The sequence below is a fragment of the Pseudoalteromonas sp. Angola-7 genome (assembly GCF_028599255.1).
Lineage (GTDB): Bacteria > Pseudomonadota > Gammaproteobacteria > Enterobacterales > Alteromonadaceae > Pseudoalteromonas > Pseudoalteromonas atlantica.
Map to the genome: position 1 here is coordinate 474110 of NZ_JAQREL010000003.1, position 12594 is coordinate 486703.

13 protein-coding genes are annotated in these 12594 nt (G+C 41.4%); 2 read left to right on the plus strand and 11 right to left on the minus strand.

Annotated elements, in window-relative coordinates:
• Positions 1-310: 310 nt before the first annotated feature.
• The 5 genes from PSH50_RS07025 to rplU form a co-directional block, all read right to left on the minus strand.
• On the minus strand, positions 311-688 hold the full coding sequence (locus tag PSH50_RS07025) for a DUF3718 domain-containing protein (RefSeq protein WP_004587925.1): 378 nt from the start codon (positions 686-688) through the stop codon (positions 311-313).
• A gap of 78 nt (positions 689-766) precedes the next feature.
• Positions 767-1258 carry a type 3 dihydrofolate reductase gene (gene folA, locus PSH50_RS07030; RefSeq protein WP_004587924.1) on the minus strand — a complete coding sequence of 164 codons (492 nt, stop codon included), beginning with the start codon at positions 1256-1258 and terminating at the stop codon, positions 767-769.
• 72 nt (positions 1259-1330) lie between these two features.
• A complete protein-coding gene (gene cgtA / locus PSH50_RS07035; RefSeq protein ID WP_004587923.1) occupies positions 1331-2482 on the minus strand; it encodes an Obg family GTPase CgtA in 1152 nt (383 codons plus the stop codon).
• 136 nt (positions 2483-2618) lie between these two features.
• Positions 2619-2876, minus strand: coding sequence for a 50S ribosomal protein L27 (gene rpmA, locus PSH50_RS07040; RefSeq protein WP_004587922.1), 258 nt, complete (start codon positions 2874-2876; stop codon positions 2619-2621).
• 16 nt (positions 2877-2892) lie between these two features.
• On the minus strand, positions 2893-3204 hold the full coding sequence (gene rplU / locus PSH50_RS07045) for a 50S ribosomal protein L21 (protein WP_004587921.1): 312 nt from the start codon (positions 3202-3204) through the stop codon (positions 2893-2895).
• A 421-nt stretch (positions 3205-3625) separates the two neighbouring features.
• Here rplU and ispB point away from each other — a divergent pair, with 421 nt between their 5' ends.
• Entirely contained in the window at positions 3626-4597 is a 972-nt protein-coding gene (ispB, locus tag PSH50_RS07050; RefSeq protein WP_054982281.1) for an octaprenyl diphosphate synthase, read from the plus strand.
• 94 nt (positions 4598-4691) lie between these two features.
• Here ispB and mdh read toward each other — a convergent pair whose 3' ends face one another.
• Positions 4692-5624 (minus strand): malate dehydrogenase, encoded by a 933-nt coding sequence (mdh, locus tag PSH50_RS07055; RefSeq protein WP_004587919.1) that lies wholly within the window; start codon positions 5622-5624, stop codon positions 4692-4694.
• A 225-nt stretch (positions 5625-5849) separates the two neighbouring features.
• Between mdh and argR the strand changes: the two genes are divergently transcribed.
• Positions 5850-6317 carry a transcriptional regulator ArgR gene (argR, locus tag PSH50_RS07060; RefSeq protein WP_004587918.1) on the plus strand — a complete coding sequence of 156 codons (468 nt, stop codon included), beginning with the start codon at positions 5850-5852 and terminating at the stop codon, positions 6315-6317.
• On the opposite strand, the gene PSH50_RS07065 is transcribed toward argR, so the two are convergent.
• The 5 genes from PSH50_RS07065 to PSH50_RS07085 all read right to left on the minus strand — a co-directional run bounded on the left by PSH50_RS07065 (position 6314) and on the right by PSH50_RS07085 (position 12401).
• A complete protein-coding gene (locus PSH50_RS07065; protein WP_273609438.1) occupies positions 6314-7213 on the minus strand; it encodes a Dyp-type peroxidase in 900 nt (299 codons plus the stop codon). The genes argR and PSH50_RS07065 overlap by 4 nt on opposite strands.
• A gap of 43 nt (positions 7214-7256) precedes the next feature.
• The gene (locus tag PSH50_RS07070) at positions 7257-8303 is read right to left on the minus strand and encodes an ABC transporter ATP-binding protein (protein WP_273609439.1); all 1047 of its coding nucleotides are present in this window, start codon (positions 8301-8303) and stop codon (positions 7257-7259) included.
• Complete coding sequence (locus PSH50_RS07075) at positions 8304-9935, minus strand: iron ABC transporter permease (protein WP_273609440.1); 1632 nt, start codon at positions 9933-9935, stop codon at positions 8304-8306.
• Positions 9935-10939: a Fe(3+) ABC transporter substrate-binding protein gene (locus tag PSH50_RS07080; RefSeq protein ID WP_029773350.1), complete on the minus strand. Its 1005-nt coding sequence runs from the start codon at positions 10937-10939 to the stop codon at positions 9935-9937. Before PSH50_RS07080 ends, PSH50_RS07075 begins: the two co-directional genes overlap by 1 nt.
• Before the next feature lie 775 nt (positions 10940-11714).
• On the minus strand, positions 11715-12401 hold the full coding sequence (locus PSH50_RS07085; protein WP_029773351.1) for a tRNA-uridine aminocarboxypropyltransferase: 687 nt from the start codon (positions 12399-12401) through the stop codon (positions 11715-11717).
• Positions 12402-12594 lie beyond the last annotated feature (193 nt).

Genomic DNA, 12594 nt, shown 5'->3' on the forward strand with positions numbered 1-12594 from the left:
ATTGTTTAAGCGCGTAGACTATTAACTATTTATGACAATTTTATGTAACTCAGGGAAAACACGTATATTTGCGGCAAATATACGAGTAAAGGCTTAGCGAATACAGCGCCTTTATTAAACCAAGCAACTCAATTTATATGCTATTAAAGATAAGAAACGCAGGTTAATTACAAGGTGAGAGTTTCATCACTTGGGTGTGCAAATTATAAGAGGCTTAATACAGCTATCACCATCACTAAAGCGCTGCGTATTAGCTAACGCCAGGCACAAAAAAACCGCGACCAGCGCGGTTTTTATTTTATTGTGTTAATTAAAGGCCAGCACGGTCTTTAATTACAGCAATTAACGGTGAGCCACCGTGGCCATTGCCTTCAGCCCATGCTATATCAGCGCCATCAGACAGTGCGCTTTTTGATAAGTTTTTAACTATGTACTCGCCCGAGTCAACAGCGTTACTAACTACAGCATGGCGAAGTAAATTATTACCATTACATTGAATAGCATCGTAAATATTGCGAATTTTTACACGTGAGCTTTTTAGTTTACTACGTAAACGGTTTTTATCATCAGCTGCGATATATTCACAAATAGATACTGCTAATTGATCATTGGCTTTAGCAGGCACGGTATACATTAACGAACCAGCAGCAACGGCTGTAATAACAATTAGCTTTGACAATTTAAACATGAAACACCCTTTATGGTACTTTTTACCTATGTTGATTGTCTAATATTGTACCAACCTGCTGTAAGTTTCGCAATAATGTTAATCTTTTTTATATAAAGTTACGAATTTATAACTATATTGATTCTTTTCGTCGGGTTTATTTGCCTGTTCGTCGACGTTTTCCCACGTTGCTACCGCTTGGTAATCTGGAAACTGCGTATCCCCTTCAACCTCTAAATCTATAAAGGTTAAATATAAACGATCGGCACTTGGTAAAAACTGCTGATAAATATTACCACCGCCAATTATCATCACCTCTTCTTCGGCTTTAACCAGCTCTAGCGCAGCCTCTGGGGTGGTGACCGTCTCAATACCTTGAGCGCTATACTGGCTATTACGGGTAATAATTATGTTGCGACGCCCAGGTAAAGGACGACCTATCGATTCAAATGTTTTACGCCCCATAACGACAGGTTTGCCTGTTGTTACCTTTTTAAAATGCTGTAGATCGGCGGGTAAATGCCACGGCATTTTATTATCAAGACCAATTACACGGTTGTTTGCCATTGCGGCGATCATTGAAATTATCACATCAAATACCTAGTACTTTATTCTTAAAAAATAAAAAAGGAGCTTATGCTCCTTTTTAAAATATGTTTTTTATTAACGCTCGTAGACGACTTCTACATCGTAGTCGTCTTCATCCCAGTCGTCCCAATCATCATCATCGCCTTTGGTTGCTTTTTGATGGTAGGTATCCCACTTGAACTCAACTTCTTCGTCTTCAATCTCAACGAACTTCTCTTTAGGCATGCTATCAAGTAATGCCATAATATCGTGAATTAATGGCTGAGTATTAAGCTTATTGACTGCTGAAATACGGTAAACGTTTTCTTCTTCACCTAGCTCTTGCGCAATTTGCTCACACAAAGCTTGCGCTTCATCTTCTGGTAATAGGTCTATTTTATTAAACACTAACCAGCGTGGCTTTTCAGCAAGCTTAGGGCTGTATTGGTGTAACTCGTTAATAATGGCAAACGCATTATCAACAGGGTTTGAACCATCAACAGGCATAACATCAATCACGTGTAACAATACACGACAACGCTCTAAATGCTTCAAAAAGCGAATACCTAGGCCTGCACCGTCTGAGGCACCTTCAATTAAACCCGGAATATCGGCTATTACAAACGATTTGTTAGCCTCTGGGCGTACAACCCCTAAATTAGGAATTAGCGTGGTAAACGGGTAATCAGCGACTTTTGGTTTTGCTGCCGATACACTGCGAATAAACGTTGATTTACCTGCATTTGGCAACCCTAATAGGCCTACATCGGCAAGTAGCATAAGCTCTAATTTAAGGTTACGAACTTCGCCTGGAGTACCTAACGTCTTTTGACGTGGAGCACGGTTAGTACTTGATTTAAAACGTGCATTCCCCAAGCCATGGAAACCACCTTTTGCAACCACAATTTTTTGACCATGCTGCGTTAAATCGCCTAACGCCTCTTGAGTGTCAACGTCGGTAATACGTGTACCAACAGGTACTTTTACTACCAAGTCTTCGCCCTTTTTACCTGTACAGTTACGGCTTTGACCATTAGTACCACGCTCTGCACGGTGAAAACGCTCAAACTGGTAATCAATTAGGGTATTTAAGTTTTCATCAGCTTGTAGATAAACACTACCACCGTCTCCACCGTCACCGCCGTCCGGGCCACCGTCTGGTACATATTTTTCTCGACGGAAAGACACGACACCGCTGCCGCCGTCACCAGCTTCTGCGCGAATTTCTACTTCATCTACAAACTTCATGATTACTCACTTTAGGGATTGGCTTTAATTTAACTATTATATACCCAAGCCAACGTAAATGCAGGCTTGGGTATATATTTGACGTTTCTGAAAACAAAAAACCCCGCAAAGGCGGGGTTTTTTACTACCTTACTGATTACTCAGCTACGATAGTTACGTATTTACGGTTTAAAGGACCTTTTTGTTCAAATTGAACTTTACCATCTGCTTTTGCGAAGATAGTGTGGTCTTTACCGATACCTACGTTTGCGCCAGCGTGGAAACGAGTACCACGTTGACGAACAATGATGCTACCCGCTAGAACTGATTCGCCACCAAAACGCTTAACACCTAGGCGTTTGCTTTCTGAATCGCGACCGTTACGAGTACTACCAGCTGCTTTTTTATGTGCCATTTCTAAGTACCTCTAATTAAGCGCTAATGCCAGTGATTTTAACTTCAGTGAACCATTGACGATGGCCCATTTGCTTACGAGAATGCTTACGGCGTCTAAATTTAACAACCTTAATCTTCTCACCGCGACCATGTGAAACAACCTCAGCTGTTACTTTACCACCGTTTACGAACGGTACACCGATCTCGATTTTCTCACCATCAGCAACTAAAAGTACTGAATCAAATTCAACTGCTGCACCAGTTTCAACGTCTAATTTTTCAAGACGAATCGTTTGACCTTCAGTCACACGATGCTGTTTACCACCACTTTGGAAAACCGCGTACATAATTAACTCCGTCTGTGCGCCCTCAAATCGACGCAACTAAAATATTCTTCGATAGGGCGCGAAGTTTACGCTAATGCATAAAAACTAGCAAGCCTATTTTGTAATTAAAATGAATAAAAAGTAGCTGCATTGAGAGCAATTCAATATTTCCCCCATTTTATATTAAATTGCCCTGTTGCCAAGCGCTTTTTAGTGCAAAGACAAAATAAATTTGCGTGTCGCTATGCCTACTCCAGAACCCATTGGCTGCGCAATAAATAGCCGCCCTTTGAGTGTAAAATATACAATTAAATACCCTAATTAAGCGCTAATTAAGGTTTTTAACTCGGTTTTTTTAATGAATCGTCACAAAATATCGAGCTAGTGCTTTTTTTGTTGTACAATCGGCGCCGTTCACACATAAAAATTGGCTCGGAGATCAATGGATATAAAAGCTATCCAGGCGTTAATCGAAAGCGATATGAATGACGTCAATCAACTTATACACGCGCAAATGCGCTCAGATGTGGCGTTAGTCAATCAACTTGGTTTGTACATCGTTAACAGCGGCGGCAAACGCGTACGCCCGATGCTGGCAATATTGGCAGCAAGAGCTTTGGGTTACCAAGGTAAAGATCACATTACTTTGGCAACGATTGTTGAATTTATTCATACTGCAACACTATTACATGATGATGTTGTTGATGAATCTAACCTGCGCCGTGGTACACCGACTGCAAATGCCGAATTTGGTAATGCTGCCAGCGTGCTGGTTGGGGATTTTATTTACACCCGCTCGTTTCAACTTATGGTGGGGCTTGGCAAAATGCAAATTATGCAAGTGCTTGCTGATGCCACCAACGTGATTGCTGAGGGCGAAGTATTGCAACTTATGAATTGCAACGACCCTAATACCACCGAAGCAAGTTACATGCAGGTTATTTACTCTAAAACGGCTAAATTATTTGAAGCCGCTACAGGGCTTGCAGCTATTATTACCGAGCAAGATAACAGTGTGTTAGATGCGCTTAATTTATATGGTATGCATTTAGGTACTGCTTTTCAGTTAGTTGATGACGTGCTTGATTACAACGCAGACGCTGACCAATTAGGTAAAAATATTGGTGATGATTTAGCAGAAGGTAAGCCAACCTTACCGCTAATATATGCGATGAAGCACGGCAGTGATCAGCAAAGAGCCCTTATTCGTGATGCCATTGAGCATTGCAACGGTATGGATAACCTTGAGGCTATTTTAACGGCACTTAAACAAACCAACGCACTTGAATTTACAATGCAAAAGGCGCAGCAAGAAGCAGACAAGGCCATTGCCTGTTTAGACTTTTTAGCAGAGTCGCAGTACAAGCAAGCGTTAATCAGCTTAGCGCGTATAGCTGTAGAGCGAGATCACTAACTTTGCAGCCTCCCTTAATCAGTATTTAAGGGCCATAATTTTCGAGCAATAAAAAAGCCTGCATAAGCAGGCTTTTTTGTGCATAACTTGGCTATTACGCCATGAAATCAACACCTTCTTTGATGTCTTTTTTCAGAGTTTCAAGCATGTCGTTTTTAGCTTTTTCTTCAAATGCGCTTAGCTCGCCGTAAGAAAGAATTTCTTCTACGCCGTTTGTGCCTAAACGTACTGGGTGAGCAAAGTACTCTGCATCGCCATTTTCAACAGCAACGTATGCGTAATCTACTACGTCTTCACCTTGTAGGCCTTTAACTAAAGACATACAAAAACGTGCTGCAGCAGCACCCATAGATAATGTAGCTGAACCACCGCCCGCTTTAGCATTTACTACTTCAGTACCTGCATTTTGGATACGTGGAGTAAGTGTAGCTACTTCTTCTTCAGTGAAGCTTACGCCTTCAACTTGAGAAAGTAGAGGTAGAATGGTTGTGCCAGAGTGGCCACCAATTACTGGTACTTTAACGGTTGCTACGTCTACGCCTTTAAGCTCAGCAACAAATGCTTCTGAACGAATTACGTCAAGCGTAGTGATACCAAATACGCGCTTAGCGTCGTAAGTACCTGCTTTTTTGAATACTTCAGCAACAATTGGTACAGTGCCGTTTACTGGGTTAGTGATAACACCCACTAACGCTTTAGGACAGCTAGCAACAATGCCTTCTGCTAATGTTTTGATGATACCTGCGTTTACGTTAAATAAATCCGCACGATCCATACCTGGTTTACGTGGCATACCCGCTGGGATAAGTACGATATCACACCCTTCAAGCGCTTTATTTAAATCGTCTGCGCCAAAACCTGCTACTTTAACATCTGTAGGGATGTGAGATAGGTCAACCGCAACACCTGGTACAACTGGTGCAACATCGTAAAGTGATAATTCAGAACCAGCTGGTAAGCCTGTTTTTAATAATAAAGACAACGCTTGACCGATACCGCCTGCAGCACCTAATACAGCAACTTTCATTGGAATTCTCCGTAATTTGAGGTAGGAAATATTTGTGGCTCTTAAGATAATGAAATTAGCGACTAAAAACAAATTTATCCTGCTTATTTCAGGTATATTTTCGACCATAGTTGTAAACTTTGTTGGTTTATCGCAGCAAACTGGCAAGTTAACTAAACAACTGCTGCATAATTATTCATTTTTGTGTAGAATTTGCATTATAAATAACAAAAATGAATAAAGACTATGCAACCACAAGACAAACAAGAAGCGCTGGTAAAAGCGTTTAAAGCACTTTTAAAAGAAGAGAACTTTGGCTCGCAAGGCGAAATAGTCGAAGCATTAAAAGAGCAAGGCTTTGACAATATAAGCCAAAGTAAGGTGTCGCGCATGCTTAGTAAGTTTGGCGCTGTGCGTACCCGTAATGCTAAACAAGAAATGGTTTATTGCCTACCCGCAGAAATGGGCGTACCGACTGCTAAAAGCCCACTACGTCAGCTTGTTATTGATATTATGCATAACGAAATGATGATTATTATAACCACCAGCCCAGGCGCTGCGCAGTTAATTGCCCGCTTATTAGACTCACTAGGCAAAGCGGATGGTGTATTGGGCACAATTGCCGGAGATGACACTATTTTTATTGCGCCAGCAAAAATATCTGAAATAGACATTACACTAGAGCGCGTACGTATTTTATTTGATACGGTTTAAAGCTGTTTTAAAAAACTAACTGACGGCGCAAAAAACGCTGAGCCCATATCGGCTTGAGTAAAATCAAGCCAGTGGTCGTAACACTCCCCTTTTCCTATGCGGCTGTTAAGTACCTTTTCAAACGCACTTCCCGATGCTGAGCATGTAATACTTAGCATGCCTTGCTCGTAAACATCGCCATACGGCATGCTTTGGTTAAGCAGTATAGCTTGGCCGCTCTCATCTTTTAGCTCACTTCTAGTCGCGTGGCTAGTATCTACCTTAGACTCAATTAAAGTGTTATCTAAACGCGTGCGCCCCATAATATGCTCTTGCTCGCTTAGTGATAAATGCTGCCATACGCTCAGGTCATGTTTATAACGCTGTACATGAATATAGCTGCCTTGGTGTTCAAAGCTGTCGGGGTTATTAACCAGTGCCGTGATTCGTTTTTGGCGTCCATGTGGGGTGTCGCCTGCATAAATAAAGCCGTTAAAATCTCGCCCATCTAAAAACCTAAAATTGCGAATTTGTTCAACCAGCTCTACATCGGGCGAAAACAACTTTAATATTTGCAATGCAAAAAGGTGATTAACATCTTCTCGGTCTGAGCGAATTTGTATGAATAAATCACATGGCTGTACGCGCATAACAAAATCACTGTGATTTATATTAGGAAAGCTTTGCAGCTCGCTTGGGATATATTCAGGTAGTATATGCGGCCAATATTGCGCGCCTATAGCCACCATGCAAGAGAGCATGGCTTCGGAGAACTGATCACTAAACTCTTCTTCAATTGCGCTTACGCGCTTAAGCTTTGCACGCAATGACTCGTCTTGACCATCAAATACATTAAAAAATAAATGCAAACCGTGTAAGTTTGCTTCAGCACAAATCCCAGATTGCGCTTGCGCCATTGTTATTCCTTAGCTTTATAAAACACAGCGAATAACACATTTGTTATGATTCGAAAAAATTCACCGTGTGAGGTTTTATTTTTATTATAACCTGCTCATTTATTTCAAATGACTGGCCATATTGTGCGGCAACTTCAATCTCTTGCTCTGCAATTACAAAAGTGTAAACATAAGCCGAGCCTATAAACCGACGGCTTAAAATGCTCACACCTTGAGGGTTATCGGCCTGCGTATTTTGCGCAAGCTCAATATGGTGTGGACGAATATACACCACCCCTTTTATTGCACTGTGCGTATGCTCATGCTGCGATTGCACGACACCAAAAGGCGTTATGTATTCAGTTGCCGTTAACACTTCTGCGCCTAAGTATATGCCCTGACCCAGAAACTCTGCAACCTCCTTTGTCTTTGGCACGGCAAAAAGCTGCTCTGGTGTACCTTGTTGGGCTATTTTTCCTTGATGCATAATGGCTAGCGTGTCTGAAAACGCAAAGGCTTCTTCTTTTGAGTGGCTAACAAATACCGCAGAAACCTGCTGCGCTTTAATAATGCGCCTAATATCAGCAATTAACTCAAAGCGTACTTGTGTATCTATGTTCGAAAAAGGCTCATCAAGAAGCAATAAACTAGGCTTATAAGCCAAAGCCCGCGCAATAGCCACGCGTTGCTGCTGGCCGCCCGAGAGCTGATGAGGGTAGCGTTTTGCACACCCTATTAAATGCACGAGCTCTAGCATTTCCTCTACCCGTTGCTGTTTTTGAACTTTGCTTATTTTACCCAGCCCAAACGCAATATTATCGGCCACACTGAGGTGCGGAAACAGGGCATAATCTTGAAACATCATCCCTATATTACGATGCTCTGGTGATATAAATGTATGCTTATCGCTTACACATTTGCCATCTATAAATACGCTACCTTCATTTATTTCAATAAGGCCAGCAATTGCTTTTAAGGTGGTTGTTTTACCGCAGCCGCTGGCTCCGAGCAAACACACAATTTCGTCTTGACCCACCGTTAAATCTAAATTGTGTAGCACGTGCGTGCCACTGTAGTGATAACCCACGCCTTGTAAATTTAAACGGCTCATTTAACTGCGTTGCTCCATAGAACGATTAATAAAATACAAGGGGATCAACCCAACCAAAACAATAAATAAAGCGGAAATAGAAGCAAGCTCAAGCTGCTCATCGCTCACATATTGAAATACATGTGTGGCTAAACTTTCAAAGTCAAAAGGCCTTAATAGTAATGCGGCAGGCAGCTCTTTCATACACTCAATAAATACAAGCAATGCAGCTGTTAAAAGACCTCGACGTAATAAAGGAAGGTGCACTAAGCGCAGTGTTTGCCCTTGGCTTTTACCCATAGATTGGCTAGCCATATCCAGTGATGGACTAATACGTACAAAGCTCGATTCTATAGCACCGTGCGCAATGGCATAAAAGCGCACTAAGTAAGCCACTATAATAGTGACAATGCTGCCAGTTAGTAATAAACCTATATCTAGGTTGTAGCTCTCAAGGGCTATATTTATTGAGTTTTCTAATGCGCTAAGCGGTAATAACACAGCAATAGCCAGTACCGTACCTGGCAGTGCATAGCCGGTGCTCGCTAAGCGACCAGGTATTAAAGAATAGCCTTGCTTTGCCACACGCTGATAAAAAACGATTAGTGTAGCGAGTATTATACTGGCTACGCTTACAATAATAGCTACTTGTAAACTTTGCCACGCGTAACTAAAAAATGCCGTGTTCCACGCTTTATCAAAGTAAGTTAATGCATAATTTAGCAATACCAACATAGGTATAATAAAAGCAATGAGCAAAATAACACTGCAAAATGACGTAGCCAGCCATGCATGTTTACCTTTAAGTTTGTATAACGACTCGCTATTAACACCTGATTGACGCTCAAACACGGCTTGGTTACGCCGACTAAAGCGCTCCGCCATTAAAGCTAAAAACAGCAGTAACAGCATAACGCCCGATATTTTCGCTGCAGCCGTGAGTGAGTAATAACCAAACCATGTATCGTACACTGCGGTGGTTAAAGTACTCACTGCAAAGTAACTTACCGTTGCATAGTCGGCCATGGTTTCCATGCTTATGAGCGCAAGGGCTGCCACAATTGAGCCACGAGAAAGCACTATACTTACCTTAAAAAAGCTTTGCCAAGGCGATAAACCCATTAATTGACTAGCTTGCACGAGCTTAAATGACTGCTCTCGCAGTGCAGTTTTAAAAATTAAAAATAAATACGGATACAGCACAAGTGCGATCATCACCATAGCGCCGGGCAAAGTGCGAATATCAAAAAACCAATAATCCGTTGGCGAGTGCCAATCAAACCAGTCTCTTAGGGCTATTTGCACAGGACCTGCGTAATCTAGCAAATCGGTATACACATAGGCTATTAAATAGGTAGGCATTGCAAGGGGCAGCATAAGCGCCCATTCAAATTGCTTTTTTCCGGGGAAGGAGCAATACGCACTGAGCCAACCAAGCGGTAGCGCAATTGCACAGCTAAGCAGGCATACGCCAAAAATAAGCAGTACGGTGTTAGTAATATAATCCCACAGCACGGTATCCCACAGATGAGAAAATACCTCTGAGTCGCCTTGTAAAGATTCATATATCAGAAAAAACAGCGGGGCCGACAATAAAAGCCCTGTCGACCAAGCAAAGAGCTGCCATTTAGACAGCTTAAATATAAAATTCATTAAAGGTCGAACTTCACCTCATCTATTAGCTTAAGGGCTAACGGACGATATTTACTGATCTCATCAAGTGCTAGGCCATCTTCTTTAAAGCTTCCCCAAGAGGCCACTAAACTTGATAGCTCAACGCCTTGCTTAACCGGGTACTCCATATTTACAGAGGCATACATATTTTGAGCTTTGGTTTCGCTCATAAACTCAATAAGCTTAAGGGCATTATCAGGATTTTTTGCATATTTAGTAATGACAGCACCCGAAACATTTATGTGTGAGCCGCGATTTTGCTGATTAGGAAAATTAATATAAACAGACTCAGCCCACGCTTTTTGCTCGTCATCTTGAAGCATTTTGCCAAGGTAGTAACTATTACCTAAAGCAAGATTGCACAAACCTTCTTTTACTGCTTTTACTTGCGCGCGATCGTTACCTTGTGGCTTACGTGCTAAATTAGCTTTAACACCTTCTAACCATGTTTTAGTTTTTTCCTCGCCGTGATGAGCAATCATCGAAGCAACTAAGCCAAGGTTATAAGGGTGCTTGCCAGAACGTGTACAAATTTGTCCTTTGTACTGTGGGTTAGCCAAATCTTCGTAGGTGAGTTCAGGTAAAGCACCTAGGCGCTCTTTTGATGAATACACATTACGAACCCGCTTAGTTAATGCCACCCACTGCCCGTCGCTATCTCTATACGACGCAGGAATATTGTTTTTAATGCGATCACTTTTAATACTTTGCGTTAAATTTAGGTCTTCTAGCTGAATAAGCGCACTAAAGTTAGATGTTAATACTAAATCGGCTTTACTGTGTTTTCCTTCACGCTTAACACGCTCTATTAACCCTTTTTTTGCAAAAACCACATTCGTTTTAATGCCTGTTTGCTTAGTGAAGTCAGTTAAAATAGGTTGAATTAAAAACGGTTGACGAAAAGAGTAAATATTAACAACATCGCTCGCAAACGCAGGCGAAGCGCTAATAATACAAGTAAGTATAGCCAGTGCAGTTCTCATATCAATTTACCTAAATAGTAATTATTTACAGGGGATTTTATCGTGATAAGTGAAAATATACACTCTTTACATAAATGTAAATAAGTAATTAATGACCAAAAGGGAAATACCGCGTAAGACATCTCTTACAGAGCTGACAGCTAATGAGTAAAAAAACCTATAACAACCCAGCAAAAACAATGTAAGCATCTGTTTTTATTTAATTTGTTATAAACACTCATTTTTTATAAGTAAATCCATAGCCGTTTTAACCTATTTTAGTTGCACCAGCACGCTACAATTACTACATCAACCAAGCAGTGATGCTTATCGAGTAAAAGGAAATGGACTGCTTACTCGAACAACCAATGATTAGGTTACTACGGACAACACGGAAATTAGGACAGGCTCAGGATGAGTATCGCAATGGATTGTTGCACAAAGGAACGTATCAGGACGATACAGCAAGGATAACAACAGCGGATAGTTGTTTAACAGGATGTGATAGGAATTAAATGGACAGGCCCTTGAGGCAACACAATGGAATTGTAAATTAATGGACTGCACTAGGATGTGCCAAAAGGAATAGGTAATAGTTTTTACCACTACAGGATGTACAGGGATTTAAAGGAGATAGGCCCGGATAGCCTAAATTACATAGAACTAAAAAGTAATATCGTAATCACATGGATAAGTAAAAATTGGAGTTGATTAAGTTCAATTGCAGGATGCAAAATTAGAAGATTCCGCAAGCGCGCCTAGAGATAGAGCGCGCTTTTCTTTGCCTAAAATTAAGTTACTGTGGCCTGCCCTTATTTCGCTTACCAAGTAAGTACGCATCACGAAATTTTATAAAGTGCTGTTCAAGCTTTAAGGCGGCATCTTGCTCACCTGCGAGCGCTAACACCATAATGCCTACCTCAGCAGTGCCTAACTGGTATGCGTGAGGTGCAACGCGTAAACGGTAATCTGATAGTTTATCAGCGGTGATCGACAACACCGGTAAATTATCTAGGTACGGGCTTTTGCGGATCATTTTTTTAGCTTCGCGCCAGGTACCATCTAAAAATATAAATAATGGCTTTTTGCCAGGCTCAATGTTTACTTCGGTGGTTGCCCTGCCCGGCTCTACATCTTCAGCTGGAAATATCACCATAGGTTGATAATCAGCGTTGTTTAGTAAAGCTAATAGCTCAGCGCTTGGCTCTGTTCTGTCCCATCTAAATGCATAGTTGTCAGGGACTATTTCAGCAATTAAACGCCCTGTGTTTGACGGTTTAAAGCTTTCATTATGATACATTAATAAACACACGCCAGCATCGCACTGCGCTTGTTCTACACCCTCACATATACAGTAATGCTTAGCAATTAAACACTGCTCACAGCGATCCATTTTGCCGCCACGGGCATTAAATTCGCGACGCGATTCGCTAATTTGCTGAGCACGCAAAACTAATACTGAGTTATGTTGGGGATTTTTCAAGAGGGCTATTACCTAAAATTTGTTCGGCGCGTATTGTAGCTAAAATAAAAGGGAATAGATATCAGCTATCAGCTATCAGCTATCAGCTATCAGCTATCAGCTATCAGCTATCAGCTATCAGCTATCAGCTATCAGCTATCAGCTATCAGCTATCAGCTATCAGCTATCAGCTATCAGCTATCAGCTATCAGCT

Coding starts and splice junctions, on each gene's coding strand:
- cgtA (WP_004587923.1), bottom strand. CDS start 2,482: ATGAAGTTTGTAGATGAAGTAGAAATTCGCGCAGAAGCTGGTGACGGC.
- ispB (WP_054982281.1), top strand. CDS start 3,626: ATGGATATAAAAGCTATCCAGGCGTTAATCGAAAGCGATATGAATGAC.
- PSH50_RS07075 (WP_273609440.1), bottom strand. CDS start 9,935: ATGAATTTTATATTTAAGCTGTCTAAATGGCAGCTCTTTGCTTGGTCG.
- PSH50_RS07065 (WP_273609438.1), bottom strand. CDS start 7,213: ATGGCGCAAGCGCAATCTGGGATTTGTGCTGAAGCAAACTTACACGGT.
- rplU (WP_004587921.1), bottom strand. CDS start 3,204: ATGTACGCGGTTTTCCAAAGTGGTGGTAAACAGCATCGTGTGACTGAA.
- PSH50_RS07025 (WP_004587925.1), bottom strand. CDS start 688: ATGTTTAAATTGTCAAAGCTAATTGTTATTACAGCCGTTGCTGCTGGT.
- PSH50_RS07070 (WP_273609439.1), bottom strand. CDS start 8,303: ATGAGCCGTTTAAATTTACAAGGCGTGGGTTATCACTACAGTGGCACG.
- PSH50_RS07080 (WP_029773350.1), bottom strand. CDS start 10,939: ATGAGAACTGCACTGGCTATACTTACTTGTATTATTAGCGCTTCGCCT.
- argR (WP_004587918.1), top strand. CDS start 5,850: ATGCAACCACAAGACAAACAAGAAGCGCTGGTAAAAGCGTTTAAAGCA.
- mdh (WP_004587919.1), bottom strand. CDS start 5,624: ATGAAAGTTGCTGTATTAGGTGCTGCAGGCGGTATCGGTCAAGCGTTG.
- rpmA (WP_004587922.1), bottom strand. CDS start 2,876: ATGGCACATAAAAAAGCAGCTGGTAGTACTCGTAACGGTCGCGATTCA.